Raw genomic sequence first — 16666 nt, 5'->3', positions numbered from 1 at the left:
TAAATGGCACAATGTTATTGATTGCACCTGCTATATGAGCTGCCTACCATGGTTAAAATTATTGTTATGGATAACTGAACATGGCTTTTTTCAAGCTTAAAATCACTCATGGTCTATCACGCCATCCAGATATTATTACCACCACTCGAGATCCTAAAAGAGCACTGCAATTTTTAAAGCATGATGTGTCACCATACTCTCGTGGCTTTACTAAAATTGTGATTGTTGATAATAAACAATATGTTAAAAGCTTAGCTGAAAACCGCACTGCTGATTTTCAGTCAGACTATGTTTATGATGGTGAATGCAGTACAAGCGTGAGTTTATTAAGTAAGTTGTTATTTCTAGGCTGGAATAAATAACGTTTATAGTTTCGGTGGCATAGCCTCATCGCCTAAACGTTGGCGATATTGTTCAGGCGTACTGCCAGATTGTTTTTTAAATGCGGTGATAAAAGGTGAGGCTTGATGATAGCCCAGTGTCAGCGCAATTTCTTTTACTGATAATCCACTGCGTAATAGATGCAACGAGTAAATAAACTTTCGTCGTTGTCGCCACTCAGTAAAACTCATGCCTAATTTATCTTTAAAGTGCCGAGCCAGTGTACGTTCAGTGGTATGCAGCTGCTTTGCCCATTGTGCCAAGCTGCGATTATTGGTCGGGTTCTTCTCTAGCTCAATCAACATCGATTGCAGCAGCTTATCATCCGTGGTCGGTAGATATTGCTCATGCTCCTTACTCATTAAGACTTGATCAAACAGGACTTTCACTAAACGCTTATCTTGTGGTGTTTCTGGATTAACGATGCGTCGTTCACGCAGATCCTGCACCATCGCTTGCATCAAAGGACTGACTTCTAATAAGCAAGAATAGTGGGGTAATGCATTAGCAAGCGGCTTGGTGATGTTCATCGAGCAGTAATTTAAGCTACGGCGTATATAACTTTGGTGCTCAACTTCTGGCGGTACCCATAACGCATATTGAGGTGGTGCAAGAAAATGTTTGTTTTCGGCTTCCAGTTCAATGATACCGCCACTGATCAGCTGCAGTTGTCCCCAAGGATGACGGTGCTTTTCTGTTCCGGTATTAGGTAAGAAAATCGTATGACCAAAGAAAATCTCACTGGGTGGATTATTATCATCAAATAAAGGTTGGTAGACGTTCTTCATAAGCCGTGACTGTATTGCGCTAGGATAAGTTGCAGTATACGCAGTTTTTTATCAGATCGGCTAGATGTGGATCGGCTATTGATGCCAACTGATCCCACACAGCTGTAGTGATTTAAGAAAATTAGCATCTAAAGGATAGCGCCCAGATGTCGCGCCGTGCTGTGTTGTTGCGAAGACTTTATATTCTAAAAAATCACCTGTCAGCATCAGGTTAAAGAGATGCTTAGCAATATTACCCGTAGCAACAGTGTAGGGCGATGTGGTGTTTAATGCCTTTGCGGTAGCGGTACTAAAACTGAGTTGAAGCTGATCTCGCTGCGCCCGTTTACTGTTATTTAAATAAGGGCCATATCCTGCCAATATTCTCGGAGTGATGTCGACTTGCTGTTGTAAGTAATAAGGCATATCGGTTTGCTTGATCAAAAAACGATAATGGTTATCTACTTGTAATTGAATATCGCCCACAGGCAGCGGGTTTTCATCAGGGCTGTGCATCCCTACGCGAACTTCATCATTAGCCATATCGATAATAGGATAGAAACTGCTATGGGTTTGCATTGGCGATAAGGCACGAACTCGACAGGTTTGCTCACCAGTTAATTCATCTATAACGGTAATTGCTTCCCATTTTGCAGGATACATTACCACGCAGCTAGTGCAGCATAAGAGTAGTAGTACAGTGATGATTGGTTTTGGCATATAACATCCTTGTGATTGTTAACGTAATATCGTTGACCTCACTTATTTTCAGTATATGCAAGCTTTAATCCATATGTGGTGAATCAGTCACTATGACTGCTTAGAGCTTTCTTATGGCGTGCGATAATGTGTAAATTATCGCTAACATGTTAAAGAGATAAACACTCTGATCATTTGTTAGTCTAGCGATCGTTTTTTTGCAAATTTAGGCTTTACAGCTTTTCAATGTGTCGGTAATATTCGCCGCACTTACGGAGAGATGGCTGAGTGGTTGAAAGCACCGGTCTTGAAAACCGGCATACGTTAATAGCGTATCTAGGGTTCAAATCCCTATCTCTCCGCCATATTCTAGAGATTCGATAAAATCGGGTTTCATAAAGAATTGGAGCGGTAGTTCAGTTGGTTAGAATACCGGCCTGTCACGCCGGGGGTCGCGGGTTCGAGTCCCGTCCGCTCCGCCAACATTTAGCTTTAACGGTAACGTTAAAGACACGAAATTATGTGCCGACTTAGCTCAGTAGGTAGAGCAACTGACTTGTAATCAGTAGGTCACCAGTTCGACTCCGGTAGTCGGCACCATTATTTCGGTGGGGTTCCCGAGTGGCCAAAGGGAGCAGATTGTAAATCTGCCGGCACTGCCTTCGAAGGTTCGAATCCTTCCCCCACCACCATGACAATTCCTCCTTAGTTCAGTCGGTAGAACGGCGGACTGTTAATCCGTATGTCGCTGGTTCAAGTCCAGCAGGAGGAGCCAAATAGAAAAGCCCGCAAGCAATTGCGGGCTTTTTTATATCTGAAATTCACCTATCCGTTTATTCATCTTTCTTGGCTTTATAATGTAGATAGCATGCCTTAATTTGTATTATTTATACTATTTAAAGTCTCTCTAACCGCTTAATAAATATCAGCTTTGCAATAATTACTAACAAACTGCATATTTGTTAATCGAGCGATCGTTTTTTTGCAAATTTAGGCTTTACAGCTTTTCAATGTGTCGGTAATATTCGCCGCACTTACGGAGAGATGGCTGAGTGGTTGAAAGCACCGGTCTTGAAAACCGGCATACGTTAATAGCGTATCTAGGGTTCAAATCCCTATCTCTCCGCCATATTCTAGAGATTCGATAAAATCGGGTTTCATAAAGAATTGGAGCGGTAGTTCAGTTGGTTAGAATACCGGCCTGTCACGCCGGGGGTCGCGGGTTCGAGTCCCGTCCGCTCCGCCAACATTTAGCTTTAACGGTAACGTTAAAGACACGAAATTATGTGCCGACTTAGCTCAGTAGGTAGAGCAACTGACTTGTAATCAGTAGGTCACCAGTTCGACTCCGGTAGTCGGCACCATTATTTCGGTGGGGTTCCCGAGTGGCCAAAGGGAGCAGATTGTAAATCTGCCGGCACTGCCTTCGAAGGTTCGAATCCTTCCCCCACCACCATGACAATTCCTCCTTAGTTCAGTCGGTAGAACGGCGGACTGTTAATCCGTATGTCGCTGGTTCAAGTCCAGCAGGAGGAGCCAAATAAAAAAGCCCGCAAGCAATTGCGGGCTTTTTTACGTTTGGATTATCTAAAATAGAGTGGAAATGTTGCTGCTTTTTACTCTATCTACCTTCCTTTGAATGTTTTGTTAAAACACATTAACGTATTAAGTGACGGGTCGTGATCTTGCAATAAATACTGTTTGCTATTACAAAGCCCGTGTTTTTCTAATGCAGCTATCCAATAATCAATACTTTGAAAGTTTCTTAATTCTGCTTGATTGTCTAGCCAGCTGACATTGATCCCAGCATTAAACACGGTATGCACTAACGAACAAAACGTGCGTTGCTGTGTTGTTTCCGCATCGTGATCTCGTAAGATAAAATAACCATCGGGTTTAAGTACTCGACAAATAGAAGCAATATAACCGTCGAGTTTATCTGGCGGGCAGTGATGAAGCCCGATGTAGCAGGTGATCAGATCTAAACTATTATCTGCAATGATATTGTCAGGGATAGGATCATAATTATTGAGAGCGAAAAACTCACCAACAGGTTTAATACTGCCACGCTCTGCGATCTCTGCTAGTGAGTGATCGGGCATGACGTCATTAGAGATAAATACCTTGCCAGAGAGCTTCAGTGCTTTTTTCAATCCATGAACATAACGCCCTGTCGAGCCGATTTCTAAATACCCTTCAAGATGATGCTTAGCTGGTAATATCACTTGGGTTTGTTTGATCATTTCCCGTTTTTGCTTCGCTAAAGCGGGTAGCGCATAACGTATATCGCCCAGTGCTGGTTTAATATCAACTAGCGCATATTGAAGCTCTTCATAGATAGCTTCATCGTTATTAAATTGCTGACATGTATCGAGGATCAGCTGGTGGAATTGATGCTCTGGATATAAGTGATAGATGTTTTGCAAAAACAGATAGAAATTATCTCGGCCTGAAATCGTGTTATAGACTTGACGAAATTCAGACTGATTAATCTCGTCTGGGCTAAATAATCGCAGATCGTCACTCTGGCGGTAGTATTTCTCCCATAGGCAATGGCGAAAGCGATAGTTGGGATCCCATTTCTCTTTTAATGTAAACAGTGCAGTTGCATTAGGGTAGGCACGATGAAACTGATCAAACCGAGCATGGGGCTGATAAGGCAGATAATAACAACCACCAGCATGAATAGCGGCTTCGATAAGCTCTCGAGTCCAAATTGCAACACGGGTTTGATCGGCAGGGCTTGCCCCTTGTTTGTAGTAAAGCACAAAGGCAAATACCTCTTCTCTTGCCCAAGCAAGCAGGGTTCCCGGATCTTGTTTAGCATGACGAATTGAAATATTGACTGTGTTTACTGCATAACGCTTTAAGATCTCTGTCATGGCAGGAGTAAACTTTCCAATATTAGCGACGGGAATAAAATACTCTTGTAAGACGTAGGTGGTTTTCTCTCGCGAGATCGGTTCTAACTCTGCCACATCATAATTGGCTTCATCATTTCGAGTTGTGATCTTGTTACGCCAATACAGCAAAGGCTCATAAATGTATTCTCGCAGCCAGTAACCAAAGGGCGCTTCTGTGATGGTCCATAGCATATATTTCTCTGCTAAATACAGCTTGCGGGCTTTTCTTGGGGCTGCATTAACGGCCTTGTCAGTGCTTTCCCATGTGATCGCTTGCACCTTATCAAAATGAGGCGGCAGCATATCAGCGTTATGAAAAACAGCATCCGAGTTGGTTTTAATATTACGATTAAAAAAAGCAGGATATTGAGAAAGCGGCATTTTGGTATGTAATCGCTCAATATGACTATCTGTGGTGAGCGATAACTCGACTTCAACAATGATCCCAATCGCACCGTAACCACCAATAGCACCATAGAATAGCTCACTGTGCTTCGTGGGAGAGGCAACAACGGCTGTGCCATCTTCTAATAACAGTAGGATTTCATTAACCGATAACACCAAAGGTCCTAAACCAACATAGCGACCATGACAATTGACGCTGAGTGAGCCACCGACCGTGAAATTAGCATAGGTCTGCATGATCTTGACTGCCAGCCCATCATCTTTAATTGCTACTTGTATATCTCGCCAACGAGTCCCTGCTTGAACACGGATCGTTTTTGCTTCGACATTAAGATCAAGAATGCGATTTAAACCTCGCATATCAATATGCAAAGAACCTTCATAGGCGATTTGTCCACCCATACTATAACGCCCACCACCAATAGATATAGGCTTAGTGGTGGTGTTTAACATTGTTTGTAATTGCTCTATTGTCCCTGGAATATAAACCTCATCCACCGCAATCGGGTAAAGCCTTGAAACTTCTTTGATGACATTGATATAGCTTGGCTGCTGGCTTGCGTGAGCTTTATCGTCTAAGACATAACGCATTCTCAGCAAGATAGGTAAGCCATGCTGTTGATAGAGTTCTTTAGAGCCTGATTGTGATACTTGGGTAAAGCCGTAATCGTTATAGAAGCGAATAGCACCTTGATTGCACTCTGTCACATCTAATTCGATATAACGGTAACCTTGCTGTTTTAATTGCAGGCAAAGAGCATCAAGGATCGCCGTACCTATCCCTTGCCCACGGGCGGACTCACAAACTGCAATATTATTGATATAAAACGCTCCCTCTGAGGGTAAAGGTACATAGCCTTCTAGCGCTTTACGTACGGTTGTGAGCAGATGAGCTTTTAATGTTAGTGGCATTGCTATTAATAGCTGGATAGCACCCATTAACTCTTGTTGTGTGAGCTGGTGGCGGGAATAACCCAGCACCGCGCCTTTGATTTCGTTGTGTTGTGAATACGTCCAACCAAAGCGATAACTAAACAAGCCACTAGAATGAGAATAGAGTTTTTGTAATACCGCTAAGGCTGTGGCTTTATCGCCAAACATAAACTGCATCAGTTCATGGCTGCTGTCATAGATACAGTGGATAAGAGCGTCGCTATTAGACGGATTAGCGCGCTTGAGTGGGGATAATGAGGCTTGCTGTTGGGTCATAGTGTAATGCTTCCTATGCATGCCAAAGAAATGATTCAGCTTTATAGTGAAAATAAGCCAGATCCAAGTCACTTAATAGCGGTATGTGTTGTTTTGGGATAGATAATTAAGCCTGTTGAAATATCTTGTGTATTTGCAAAGCTTTATAGGTATAAGTCTGGTTCATATTTAGTGTCTTGTTAAATAAAAAGAATGAGACAGTCTTGCTGCTAAACGGATGAACAGATTGGCGCATAGTGGTATGATCATCGGCTGTTTTACCTGTGATACTTGGATAAGTAATGAATTTTGACCGTATTGTGTGTTTCGACCTCGAAATGTGTTGTTGGAATGATGGCCGCACATCCAGAACCGGTGAAATCATCGAGATTGGTGTCGCTGAGCTGGATCTCAACACAGGAAAAATCGTTCGCAGAGCACAGCATTATGTGAGGCCTGCCAAAGATGAAATCTCCCCGTTTTGTACTGAGCTAACTGGCATTAAGCCTGAAATTGTAGAAAAGAACGGTAAACCGCTTTCCGTGATCTTAAAATCGATCGAGCAGAAATTTGGTGGTCGCCATAAAATTTATGCCGCATGGGGACATGATGATCGTATTTTGAAAAAAGAGTGCTTAGCAAAAGATCTGAAGGTGCCGTTTAAAGAGTATTTAAACTTAGCCACCTTATTTAAATTGCAGCGTCATGTCACCAATAAGCGCTTAGGCCAACGTGCTGCGATGGAAATTGCCGGTGTTGAGTGGGAAGGCCGTCAGCATTCAGGTTATGTGGATGCGTATAATTTGGCTCGCCTAGCTGCGACGATGTTTTGTGACAAAGAGTCCGATCAGGCTCAGTAATTGTTTGTTACCATCATTGAATGTGTTTTTGTAAAGCCGACTGATAAAGTCGGCTTTGTTGTTTATATACCCAAGTGACAGCCTTGTTCTTTTATTTATTAAAGAGTATTACCCAATGTCAGAACTTTATTCAAAACATGCCGTTAAGTACGATCAGGTGATCCAAGCGAACATCTACAATGCCATGTATGACTTTCCTACCATGAAAAAACTAATTGGTGAGGTAAAAGGCAAAGATATTATCGATCTTGGTTGTGGCTCAGGGGTTTACGCTAACTACTTTGTTCAACAACAAGCAGGGCAAGTCACCTGTATTGATTATTCTGCTGAGATGATCGAATTAGTGAAAACCAAGTTGGGGGATAAGGTGAATGCTTACTCGCACAATGTAGCAGAAGGATTACCTTTTGTTGCCGATCAAAGTGCAGATTTAGTCGTCAGTGCATTGATGATCCACTACCTTGAAGATTTAGCTGCACTTTGCCAAGAAGTGCACCGAGTACTCAAGCAAGGTGGAGAGTTTGTTTTCTCAACCCATCATCCGTTTGCTGATTTTGAATGTTCACTGTCTGGTAATTACTTTGAACGTGAGTTTATTCGTGAAACATGGGACACCGTAGGCGAGCCTGTCGAAGTGGCGTTTTATCGTCGCTCCCTGGCGGAAATTACTCATGCGTTAACCGCTCACGGTTTTGTGATTGCAGCATTAAGCGAAGGTGAGGTGTTGGAAGAAGCGAAAGCGATTTGTGAAAAGACGTATCAGTATTTAACCACTAAGCCTAACTTCTTGTTTATTCGTGCTGTAAAGGCCTGATGTATTTCTCACCTCTCTACTTATCGAGAGAGGTGAGTACTTTCTACTCTTTGATCACTTGGGTACTTTCACCACGCTCTTGCTTATCTTGTTGCTGGGCAAAATCGGCAAGTTGTTGAAACTGAGTTGGCTGCCAAACGATGACATTTTTAAGTGCTGGTGGTAGCTTGCTAAAGGTTGGTTCGTTGCCAACTTTGTGTAAATACAATTCAGCCCACTGAGTGCTGCTATCGCCGTTACTTAATTGGTTTGATAACGTCAGTGGGGTACCGCCTTTCACTCCATTAGGGTGTAACGTTAAGCCTAACTGATAGTCTCGTTTCATCACGACCCATTTTTGAGGTAAACGAGCTTCGTGATCCCACCATCGTCCATTTAGCTGCTGAATTTGGTGTTTAGTTTCTTGAGTTGAAACACTACCTAATTGTTGTAACTGTGCGGTAAATGCTGTCGTCATCGCTTGAGCAAAGCCTTCTGGTGACAACTTAGGTTGTTGGGTTAACACTTGTTTAGCCGTAATAGCACCTAACATATTGGAATAGAGATCTTCGGGTGAAAAAGCGGAGACCAACTCAGGAAAGCCGATGATAGATTGATAGCCAAACCATTGGGCGATTTCATGCCATTGTGCTAAACGAAAAGCAAGTAATGCGGCAAGCGTTAGGCTGTAATCATGCCTTTCTTGCGCAGTAAGTGTTTGCTTACTTTCTTTAAGGCGAATATGGCGAGCACGTAATTCAGCAGGTAGGATAATACGATGATCTGTACCTAGATACTGGTGGATTTGCTGATATAAGTAGTAGGTAAAATCAGCGGTATCACGGACATGGGCGGTATCAATAAATCCGCCTTTTGTCGTGTAGATCAGTCCGTTAGTTTCATCACCTAGTCCAAGTAAACTGGTGATTACGTTCTGAGAGCCATCATTGTAACGGTGTTTGCCGAGTCCTTTCTTATCAACAATATTCTCAACGGTAAAAAAAGGCACTGGTAGCCCAAGCAACTCTGTTTTGAGATCTTGCCCAAAAGCACAGCAAGGACGCACCCCAACGGGCGCATCTAAAGCATGACTATAAGGGCTCATGAGTAGCGCAATGAGGCTAAATCCTGCAAAAAATGGAGAGGTTATTTTCATTAAAAGGCTTCATTAATGTGAAAATAAAAACCTGAGCTGTCTTTACCAAGGGCATAATCAATACGAACATTGATCCGAGGCTTAAAAGCGAAACGATAACCTACACCAAAGCTAGGCAAGAACTTACTTGATAGTAACTGCTCACTTTTATTTGCAATATTACCGCCACCTAGCCAAGTCACCACACCATGACGATGATTAAAGCGATGTCGCCACTCTATTTGTCCAGATAGTAAATAACGATCACGGTATTGCCCTGTGTAGTAACCACGCATTCGTTCATCGTTACCCATCTCAGCATAGCCATACCAAGGAATATCACCATCTACTCGCTGCCCGTAGACATCCCAAGCCAGAATGTTATTGCTATCAAGTTGAACATATTGGCGGTAGTTCAGGGTCAGGCGTGTGTAATTTTGATCAGAGCCTAATGCGGTTTTGTAATCGACCCATTCCGCAAACCACAATTGTCCACGGTATGGGTTGGGTTCAAAGTCTCGGCTGTCATATTCCAACGCAATGCTTATACCACTGCTTTGTTGATTTGAAAGTTTGTGCTCACCAACCCCATTTGTCTTTTCTAAGGTTTGTTGTGAATAATGTTGATAGTCCCAACCTAAACTCACGTATTGATGAGGTAAAAACTGGTATGACACCTTTGGCGCAAGTTTGATTATCTGACCATTATACTCACGTTTATTGTTGTCGTTTTGCGCCGCAGCTTTTCCTACTCCCCAGTAATGTTGGGGGGAATGGCTGATCCATGCATCCCCAATCAAGCGCAGTTTGTCTTGCTTTAAGTAGCTGCGATTTTCAACCCCTAAACCATAAGAGCCTATTGAGGAGATGTAGGATTTGATTGCCAAGGTGGAATATGGTGTCTCTGGCGTCCAGTCGTTAGGTGAGTAAAGTCCTACTGCCGCCATACCAAACCCTACCCCTTGTTCTGGGTTAGCAAACGGCCCTGGCAATACTCCCCAATCAATACCTTCTGAAGTATCAATTGTTTCACTTGAGCCAAGTTTTTCCAGCAGTTGATCTACCCAGCCGGACTGTGCTGTTTCAGCATGGGCTAGGTAAGAAAAGCTACTAACAATCAATAACGGGGAAAGCTGCCAAGGTTTCATGGTTGATCTCTGACCTAAAAACGAAAATCAATGGAGGTGAAAATACTGGTACGATCGCCAAAGCCGGCTTCAGCCAAAAAGTACAAACTTGGGCTGACTTGATATTGCATACCTACGATTGGGTTCCAAGGTGTCGACAGTTGTTGCTCGATATGGAAAGTGCCATCTTTCACTAAAGGATGTAATGCTGCGGGTAAATCTAAATCGGTGAGTTTTCCTGATAAAGATTGCTCAACGTTTTGATACATAGCGCCACCCCAAACTCGTAGTGGTACGCCTTGTTGATAAAAGTCGTAACCGATACGAGGACTGATCACCCATGCTGATATACTGCCGTCGATGACGGTTAGCTCAGTTTCGGTATAGCTAATATCAACTAAGCCAAAGATTTGCTTATATCCCCCCGCCAGCACTACACCACCACCATATAAATAGCCATCAAGATCAAGTTTGAAGTTATCTATACGACCTTTAATGTGGTGATCTGGACGATTTGGGAATAAAGGCTTAATTGCAACATCGTAGTTTACTGCGGTCTCTGATGTGCCCGTCATCTTGCCACCGAGTACATACAGGTTCAGAAACGGAAATAACCACATATCAGCACGTAGGGTAACGACTTCACTGGTTTGTGAGCCTTGTTCAGCTTGCATATCGATATTTCGCACAAAAGAAGGCAGTTCTAGACCATTAAAGCCAATGCTCGTCACGTCAATGTTTTGCTCTAACGCCATGTAGCTTAAGTTAAAACCAATCGGTTTTGGGAGTTCATAGCCAAGAGCTTCCGCTTTTTCTTTCCAAAGAGGGAGAGTAAAAGATTGAGCGTAAGAGAAAGAAGAAGCTAACGCTAAGCTACCGAGCAGAAGAGAGTGCGTTAATCGCATGTGTGCTATGCCCATAAAAAGAGATAATGGCGCGCATTCTAAAGGGCTATTTTTATCTAGTATACGTAATAGCATGGCTATAACGTAACCAGATGTAACATAACTATACCTTTTTGTTTATAGGGCGGTTTTAAGGCTTTATTGTTTGTCTGGTTTTTATCAGTAATGGGTTATCTCGCTTTAGATTTCACTTTACCCATGTCGCTAATGAGTGCTGGAATAGCTGTAAGAAAGATTGGTAATTTATCACCTGTGAGTGGTTGTTATAACAGAAGGAAATAATGTGATTATTCGTTTAATGGAAGAGGCTGATTTACAGCAAACAGCACAGGTGCATCAACAGACGTTTGTACGTCAGCAACGCTCTTATGAGTGGATCAAATGTAACTTTAACGCTGCTCCACGTTTTTTAAATTTTGTCGCAGAGCTTAATGGGGAAGTGGTGGGTTACATTGTGTGGGGACAGAAAAGCGGCTTTCGCCCTGAAGTGATTTTAGAGTTAGAGCAGCTTGCCGTTTTACCTAGTCATCACAACCAAGGAATAGCGACCCAATTGATCACCCAATCGCTACCCCAAGTGAAACAGTTATTAGCGGAGCAAGGCAGTAAATTAAAGCACATCATGGTCAATACTCGAGCTGATAACTTTGCGCAACAGATTTATCAGAAGTTATTAGGTGCAGAAGTGGAAATGACGATCAAATCGCTCTATTCCGCTGATGAAGTGTTTATGATCGCCCGTAACGTTTGTCCGGATTAATACTGCTTTGTAGTTTATCTCTGCGTCGTATTTGCCCTCATATCTAAACAAGATAGCCGTTAAACTGGCTATCTTGTTTTGTTTTAGGCTTTATTATCAGTAAAGGCGTTTTATCGGTGAGAAAGCATATGTCGCATCAGTTAGAAGAATTGGATCTCAATTTAATACGGTTATTAAAAGCGGTGGTGGAACATCGCAGTATTAAATTGGCAGCGATGCAGTTAGGGATCTCACAGCCAAGTGCAAGCCGTGGCGTGGTGAGGCTTAAACAGTTCTTTAATGATCCGTTGTTTGTGCGCAAAGCCCACGGGGTTGAGCCATCTCCCCTTGCGATCCGTCTTGCTGATGAATTTGACAACATCTTAGCGCCAATAGAAAAAGTGTTACTGGAGTTCTCTGAATTTAAGCCAGAAACTTATCAAGGCTCGATTTCGATTGTGGTTGATCCCTATTTGATGGATGAGCACGGTCAGCACTTATTATCTTGCTGTCACAAAGCGTTTCCACAGGCGTCATTGGTATTTTCGAATTGGGATAGCGTCAGCCAAGATGACATGCTGGAAGGCAAAGTCGATTACTGCATTCTGGATCAAGAAACGGACATTGCGAAAGACATTTACATGCAGCCACTCTTTAAGGAAAAGCGAGTGATCTTGGCGAAAAAAGATCACCCGACACTTCAGCTAGATAGTAATGATTGGGCATCGGTGGCGTCATTACCATTAGTCTCGCTGCCAGCACCTGCCGCTTACAAGCCGTTGTGTACCGTTGAATCTGAATATCAGCGCATGGGTTATGAGCCAAAAGTGTTACTCAAAACCTTCAATTTACGAGTCGCTTGCCAAATGCTGTTAGAAACCAATGCGATCATGTTTGCCAGTGAAAGTACTGCCGATTTAATGTCGGAATTATATGCCTATCCGATGCCTGTGGTGAACCGTAATTTCAGTCATTTTGTGGTCTCAGGTGGCTATCTTCAAACCCATCGTAATTATCCGCTTTACCAACATTTACATCAGGTGATACAGGCTGCCTTCGGTTAAATGTTTTGATCATTTGTGTTTCATTTCCCCACTAAGAGATATTCAAATTTGAATATCTCAATTACCTATTGCGCTTTTGTGCTCTGCGGTAATCTTGCTAGTAGATACATTAACTTTATGTATTTTCACTATGAGAATGCGTGAAATTTGATGCTATCTACCTAAAAAATAGCATAGCGGAGTCAATCATGTGGTTAGCACGGATATTCTTATTATTAGCCATTGCCGCAGAAGTGGCGGGCACCAGTACCATGAGCCTTATTTCCAGTGAAGGGGGAAATTGGGGTTACTGGGTGATGTATGCACTGATTTGTGTGTCGTATTTCTTCTTATCATTGGCAGCGAAAAAGATCGCTATTGGTGTGGCCTATGCGGTTTGGGAAGGGCTAGGTATTGCGCTTATTACAATGGTTTCAGTGTTTGTGTTTGATGCACAGTTAAATACGCAAGAGCTGATTGGTTTAGCGATGGCAACCGTCGGGATCGTATTAGTGACACTCGGTGAAAGCCATAACGATAACAAAAGTCATTCGCCCACCAGCGTGTCGGCATAACAACAGGAGGCAATAAAATGAGTCAATTTTTCACATTATCATTTGGTTTTGTTGTCCTTGCTGCGTTTGTCGATATTTTAGCGAACATGGCATTAACCCGATCAAACGGTTTTAGCCGTAAACGCTGGGGCATTACTGCCATTGTGCTAGTCATGTTGGCATTTACCCTGTTAGCGCAAGCGGTGAAAGAGATCGACTTAGCGGTAGCGTATGCGTCATGGGGAGCGATTGGTATTTTAGGTACGGCGATAGGTGGCTCGCTACTGTTTAAGCAAAAACTTAAGCCTATCGGTTGGGTCGGGATTGCAGTGGTGATCGCTGCGGTGATTGTGATGAAAACAGCGTAATGCGTCTTTCAAAAATATATAAAGAAAGCCCAATGCGATATTTAATCCATTGGGCTTTTTGCTGCCTTTCTCTGCGCTGAATATTGGGAAAAAGCATTACTCGCTGAAATTCAACATGTTCTGCTCGAATGGCTGAAATAGCCTTGCTTTCAGTGCTGATTAATATGTCCGACAAAAGAGTTATGATGTCCGATCAGAGATATATGTATCTTAAAAGACGTGACAGAATAGCCTCGTTAATGATTCAGATGTAGGTATCTGGACTAGAATAATTTGAGAAAGGCAGACAATGTTCTATCTATTACCCTTAATTACCGTTGCAATATGGGCAGGGAACGCCATTGTCAACAAGATGGCATTCAGTGTCATTGATCCCGGCGCAATATCGTTTTATCGCTGGTTCTTCGCATTAGTCATGTTAACTCCTTTTGTTGCTAAATCTGTTTGGCGTGATCGTGCGGTGATTAAACCTTATCTAGCGAAATTAGCATTCCTTGGTTTATTAGGCATGGTGCTAAACCAATCGTTAGGTTACTTCGCAGCAGCGACAACCACGGCAACGAATATTGCGCTGATCATTTCATTAGTGCCTTTGATCAGCATGTTCTTGAGCGTACCGTTATTAGGGCAGCGTTTATCACCGTTTGCCTTAGTTGGTGCAGTGCTATCACTGAGTGGTTTAGTGTTGATGCTAAGTCACGGTCATGTAGAAAGTTTAGTGTCGCAAGGTATCAAGCAAGGTGACTTCTTAATGCTGATCGCAGCGTTAGTTTATGCACTATACTGCGTGCTACTAAAGCGTTGGAAAATGCCGTTCTCGACGTGGAAATCGGTATACGTGCAGTGTCTATTTGCGGTCATCATGCTAACGCCACTACTACTTAGTAGCGATCGTATGGCAATCACCGCACCTGCTGTACCGCTGATCGCTTATGCTGCATTGCTTGCATCAGTGATTGCGCCTTGGTTATGGATGCTATCAATTGAACGTTTAGGTGCCGATCGCACAGCGATGTTCATGAACCTATTGCCAATTATGGCAGCAGGCATTGCGAGTGTAATGCTCAACGAGCAATTAGAGTCTTACCATTACATTGGTGGCATCATGGTGTTAACTGGTGTGGCACTGGCTCAGAAACGCATTAAGGCGAAGAAAGCGAAAGTGGCAATGACCCCTGCTTAAGCTCTAAGTTGATATAAAAACGCCGTTGTACTCAAGCTTATTCAAGCTGTGTACAACGGCGTTTTTTTATGTCTGATTTTTACGTCAGAGAGTTAACTTGAACCATTAAAGGAAAGCTAACAATGGTGAGATACAGAGTAAAATACCAGTAATAATGATCAAGTAGGTCGCTGTGCCTTTGTATTTGTTCAATGTTGGCACCTTGTACACCAAGTATGCTGGGATCAAACAGCCAACGATGCCGAAGATTGGCGAACAAATAGAAGTGAACGATAAGATCGGTAGATTCAATGCCACTGCCGTCCATGCGATCAGAATAATAAATACCGTCGTCAGTTTATTTACTAGCTCTGTATTGATTTCTTCATGGGCATACTTGCGTTCAAGAATGTTCATTGCCAGCCCTTTACACGCTTCTTTAAACGCCAAGAACACCCCAAAGAACGACGTCACGACCGCAAAGATGTTGATCACGATACCCACAATCGTTGCCCAGCTACCCGGGAAGTAGTGAGCAATCATTGCCAATGCCGAGATATTCTCTTTCATGGCATGTTGGGCTTCCGTTTGGCTGATAGCAAAGGTAAACGACACTGCAAAGAAGAACACCACCACAAACAAAATACTAAAGGCAATGGTCATCGCACGTGAGGCTTTATAACGCGCCACTTCAATGGATTTTTCATGTGAACGGTATGAAATCACCATTGGGCTTAATGATTGAATAAACAAAATCGAGGTGAGGGTAAATGGTAAGGTGATGATCGCATCTTTGATCATCTTGCCCCAGTCTCCCATTGAGGTAATGTTGCCAAAATCCCATTGTGGGATCAGCAGTACGCCCATCACAGCGACTAAAGCAATCACGGTAACTGCCATAAAGCCTGAGATCTTAAATAGGAACTTTTCACTTTTCGAGCCGATGTAACTCAGCAAGCAGATCAACGCTAAGCCATAGAAAATATTGTGGTTTAAACGGCTCTCGGTTACCCCAAAGGTATGTAAATAAGAGGCACTGTCATTGGTAATGGCAAGGGAGTACACCAATACCCAAATCACTAGCATGATGAAATATAAAATGCCTAAGGCGATACCCCAGTTTTTACCAAGATAACCACTGATCACCCCAGGGTAGTCGGTACATTTTTTTGATTCAGCAAGAGTATTGATAAAGAGTTTCTGAAACAAATACATGGCAGGGTAGCCAATGACAGAAGACAGCAAAAAGACCCATAGGCCCATTACGCCAACTTGCACAGGGAGAAAAACAATCCCAGCGCCAATTGCCATACCGATGCTCATTACAATCCAACCAATATCAACACTGTCGAACTTAGTGGCAGCTTTCCATTGTTGAGGTGTCATGTTGGCTTGTTGATAGAGAGGACGTTCTTTATCAGAGAGGGTGGTGTCTACTTCAGATTTAGTCATATATCCCAGCTTATAATCATTGTTATGCTGACAGCGAATGATCGGATTATGGATCTGGTGTTATATTTCCTAAATAACTAAAAGTAATAACATATCTCTTAAAAAGATATAGAACAGGTAATTTCCTGCTTTTAATGATTGTTTTGTTTTTAGTAACTAACAAGGAGGAAAACTTACTCTTTTTC

15 protein-coding genes and 10 tRNA genes are annotated in these 16666 nt (G+C 42.7%); 18 read left to right on the top strand and 7 right to left on the bottom strand.

All coding sequences use genetic code 11. The features are described from left to right. Positions 1–80: 80 nt before the first annotated feature. Positions 81–362 (top strand): hypothetical protein, encoded by a 282-nt coding sequence (locus Q7657_RS01140; RefSeq protein ID WP_107167488.1) that lies wholly within the window; start codon positions 81–83, stop codon positions 360–362. 3 nt (positions 363–365) lie between these two features. Here Q7657_RS01140 and Q7657_RS01135 read toward each other — a convergent pair whose 3' ends face one another. Both Q7657_RS01135 and Q7657_RS01130 read right to left on the bottom strand, forming a co-directional pair. Continuing rightward, positions 366–1169, bottom strand: coding sequence for an AraC family transcriptional regulator (locus Q7657_RS01135; RefSeq protein WP_107167489.1), 804 nt, complete (start codon positions 1167–1169; stop codon positions 366–368). Between the two features lie 75 nt (positions 1170–1244). Beyond that, positions 1245–1868 (bottom strand): hypothetical protein, encoded by a 624-nt coding sequence (locus Q7657_RS01130; protein WP_107167490.1) that lies wholly within the window; start codon positions 1866–1868, stop codon positions 1245–1247. 253 nt (positions 1869–2121) lie between these two features. Here Q7657_RS01130 and Q7657_RS01125 point away from each other — a divergent pair. The 10 genes from Q7657_RS01125 (at position 2122) to Q7657_RS01080 (ending at position 3386) form a co-directional block, all read left to right on the top strand. Continuing rightward, positions 2122–2212: transfer RNA gene (locus Q7657_RS01125), tRNA-Ser, on the top strand. 40 nt (positions 2213–2252) lie between these two features. Further along, positions 2253–2329, top strand: a tRNA-Asp gene (locus tag Q7657_RS01120). Positions 2330–2371: 42 nt separating this feature from the next. Continuing rightward, a tRNA-Thr gene (locus Q7657_RS01115) sits at positions 2372–2447 on the top strand. A 7-nt stretch (positions 2448–2454) separates the two neighbouring features. After that, positions 2455–2539, top strand: a tRNA-Tyr gene (locus tag Q7657_RS01110). 7 nt (positions 2540–2546) lie between these two features. Further along, positions 2547–2622, top strand: a tRNA-Asn gene (locus Q7657_RS01105). Positions 2623–2885: 263 nt separating this feature from the next. Beyond that, positions 2886–2976, top strand: a tRNA-Ser gene (locus tag Q7657_RS01100). Between the two features lie 40 nt (positions 2977–3016). Continuing rightward, positions 3017–3093 (top strand) — tRNA-Asp (locus Q7657_RS01095). A 42-nt stretch (positions 3094–3135) separates the two neighbouring features. Further along, positions 3136–3211 (top strand) — tRNA-Thr (locus tag Q7657_RS01090). A 7-nt stretch (positions 3212–3218) separates the two neighbouring features. Then, positions 3219–3303 (top strand) — tRNA-Tyr (locus tag Q7657_RS01085). 7 nt (positions 3304–3310) lie between these two features. Continuing rightward, a tRNA-Asn gene (locus Q7657_RS01080) sits at positions 3311–3386 on the top strand. Positions 3387–3472: 86 nt separating this feature from the next. Here the strand turns inward: Q7657_RS01080 and Q7657_RS01075 are convergent. Then, positions 3473–6364 carry a GNAT family N-acetyltransferase gene (locus Q7657_RS01075; RefSeq protein WP_107166496.1) on the bottom strand — a complete coding sequence of 964 codons (2892 nt, stop codon included), beginning with the start codon at positions 6362–6364 and terminating at the stop codon, positions 3473–3475. A gap of 281 nt (positions 6365–6645) precedes the next feature. On the opposite strand from Q7657_RS01075, the gene Q7657_RS01070 reads away from it, so the two are divergent. Both Q7657_RS01070 and Q7657_RS01065 read left to right on the top strand, forming a co-directional pair. Next, the gene (locus Q7657_RS01070) at positions 6646–7203 is read left to right on the top strand and encodes a 3'-5' exonuclease (protein ID WP_053986721.1); all 558 of its coding nucleotides are present in this window, start codon (positions 6646–6648) and stop codon (positions 7201–7203) included. Between the two features lie 115 nt (positions 7204–7318). Continuing rightward, positions 7319–8017 (top strand): class I SAM-dependent methyltransferase, encoded by a 699-nt coding sequence (locus Q7657_RS01065; RefSeq protein WP_107166495.1) that lies wholly within the window; start codon positions 7319–7321, stop codon positions 8015–8017. A 43-nt stretch (positions 8018–8060) separates the two neighbouring features. Here Q7657_RS01065 and Q7657_RS01060 read toward each other — a convergent pair whose 3' ends face one another. Genes Q7657_RS01060 through Q7657_RS01050 form a run of 3 tightly spaced genes read right to left on the bottom strand, consistent with a single transcriptional unit; the run spans position 8061 to position 11163 of the window. After that, positions 8061–9152 (bottom strand): DUF4056 domain-containing protein, encoded by a 1092-nt coding sequence (locus Q7657_RS01060; protein WP_107166494.1) that lies wholly within the window; start codon positions 9150–9152, stop codon positions 8061–8063. Continuing rightward, positions 9152–10279 carry a BamA/TamA family outer membrane protein gene (locus Q7657_RS01055; protein WP_107166493.1) on the bottom strand — a complete coding sequence of 376 codons (1128 nt, stop codon included), beginning with the start codon at positions 10277–10279 and terminating at the stop codon, positions 9152–9154. Before Q7657_RS01055 ends, Q7657_RS01060 begins: the two co-directional genes overlap by 1 nt. Before the next feature lie 14 nt (positions 10280–10293). Next, the gene (locus tag Q7657_RS01050; RefSeq protein ID WP_107166508.1) at positions 10294–11163 is read right to left on the bottom strand and encodes a hypothetical protein; all 870 of its coding nucleotides are present in this window, start codon (positions 11161–11163) and stop codon (positions 10294–10296) included. A 298-nt stretch (positions 11164–11461) separates the two neighbouring features. Between Q7657_RS01050 and Q7657_RS01045 the strand changes: the two genes are divergently transcribed. From Q7657_RS01045 to Q7657_RS01025, 5 genes are all read left to right on the top strand, one after another. Next, positions 11462–11923, top strand: coding sequence for a GNAT family N-acetyltransferase (locus Q7657_RS01045; protein ID WP_181319874.1), 462 nt, complete (start codon positions 11462–11464; stop codon positions 11921–11923). A 128-nt stretch (positions 11924–12051) separates the two neighbouring features. Then, positions 12052–12966: a LysR family transcriptional regulator gene (locus tag Q7657_RS01040; protein ID WP_107166491.1), complete on the top strand. Its 915-nt coding sequence runs from the start codon at positions 12052–12054 to the stop codon at positions 12964–12966. 188 nt (positions 12967–13154) lie between these two features. Continuing rightward, positions 13155–13520, top strand: coding sequence for an SMR family transporter (locus Q7657_RS01035; RefSeq protein ID WP_498827168.1), 366 nt, complete (start codon positions 13155–13157; stop codon positions 13518–13520). Positions 13521–13537: 17 nt separating this feature from the next. Beyond that, the gene (locus Q7657_RS01030; protein WP_107166489.1) at positions 13538–13867 is read left to right on the top strand and encodes an SMR family transporter; all 330 of its coding nucleotides are present in this window, start codon (positions 13538–13540) and stop codon (positions 13865–13867) included. Positions 13868–14156: 289 nt separating this feature from the next. After that, a complete protein-coding gene (locus tag Q7657_RS01025) occupies positions 14157–15050 on the top strand; it encodes a DMT family transporter (protein ID WP_053986705.1) in 894 nt (297 codons plus the stop codon). Positions 15051–15155: 105 nt separating this feature from the next. Here the strand turns inward: Q7657_RS01025 and Q7657_RS01020 are convergent, their stop codons facing one another. Further along, positions 15156–16415, bottom strand: coding sequence for an SLC5/6 family protein (locus Q7657_RS01020; RefSeq protein WP_107166507.1), 1260 nt, complete (start codon positions 16413–16415; stop codon positions 15156–15158). Positions 16416–16666: the final 251 nt, after the last annotated feature.

The organism is Candidatus Photobacterium acropomis, from assembly GCF_030685555.1.
Taxonomy (GTDB): Bacteria; Pseudomonadota; Gammaproteobacteria; order Enterobacterales; family Vibrionaceae; genus Photobacterium; species Photobacterium lucens.
Note: the sequence above shows the minus strand (reverse complement) of the source record. Positions and strands in the feature narration are given on the sequence as shown.

Bases quoted from the DNA above. Each gene is read 5' to 3' on its own strand.
- Q7657_RS01050 (WP_107166508.1), bottom strand. From the start codon at position 11,163: ATGCGATTAACGCACTCTCTTCTGCTCGGTAGCTTAGCGTTAGCTTCT.
- Q7657_RS01140 (WP_107167488.1), top strand. From the start codon at position 81: ATGGCTTTTTTCAAGCTTAAAATCACTCATGGTCTATCACGCCATCCA.
- Q7657_RS01130 (WP_107167490.1), bottom strand. From the start codon at position 1,868: ATGCCAAAACCAATCATCACTGTACTACTACTCTTATGCTGCACTAGC.
- Q7657_RS01070 (WP_053986721.1), top strand. From the start codon at position 6,646: ATGAATTTTGACCGTATTGTGTGTTTCGACCTCGAAATGTGTTGTTGG.
- Q7657_RS01025 (WP_053986705.1), top strand. From the start codon at position 14,157: ATGTTCTATCTATTACCCTTAATTACCGTTGCAATATGGGCAGGGAAC.
- Q7657_RS01020 (WP_107166507.1), bottom strand. From the start codon at position 16,415: ATGACACCTCAACAATGGAAAGCTGCCACTAAGTTCGACAGTGTTGAT.
- Q7657_RS01030 (WP_107166489.1), top strand. From the start codon at position 13,538: ATGAGTCAATTTTTCACATTATCATTTGGTTTTGTTGTCCTTGCTGCG.
- Q7657_RS01135 (WP_107167489.1), bottom strand. From the start codon at position 1,169: ATGAAGAACGTCTACCAACCTTTATTTGATGATAATAATCCACCCAGT.
- Q7657_RS01055 (WP_107166493.1), bottom strand. From the start codon at position 10,279: ATGAAACCTTGGCAGCTTTCCCCGTTATTGATTGTTAGTAGCTTTTCT.
- Q7657_RS01075 (WP_107166496.1), bottom strand. From the start codon at position 6,364: ATGACCCAACAGCAAGCCTCATTATCCCCACTCAAGCGCGCTAATCCG.
- Q7657_RS01035 (WP_498827168.1), top strand. From the start codon at position 13,155: ATGTGGTTAGCACGGATATTCTTATTATTAGCCATTGCCGCAGAAGTG.
- Q7657_RS01060 (WP_107166494.1), bottom strand. From the start codon at position 9,152: ATGAAAATAACCTCTCCATTTTTTGCAGGATTTAGCCTCATTGCGCTA.
- Q7657_RS01040 (WP_107166491.1), top strand. From the start codon at position 12,052: ATGTCGCATCAGTTAGAAGAATTGGATCTCAATTTAATACGGTTATTA.
- Q7657_RS01065 (WP_107166495.1), top strand. From the start codon at position 7,319: ATGTCAGAACTTTATTCAAAACATGCCGTTAAGTACGATCAGGTGATC.
- Q7657_RS01045 (WP_181319874.1), top strand. From the start codon at position 11,462: ATGGAAGAGGCTGATTTACAGCAAACAGCACAGGTGCATCAACAGACG.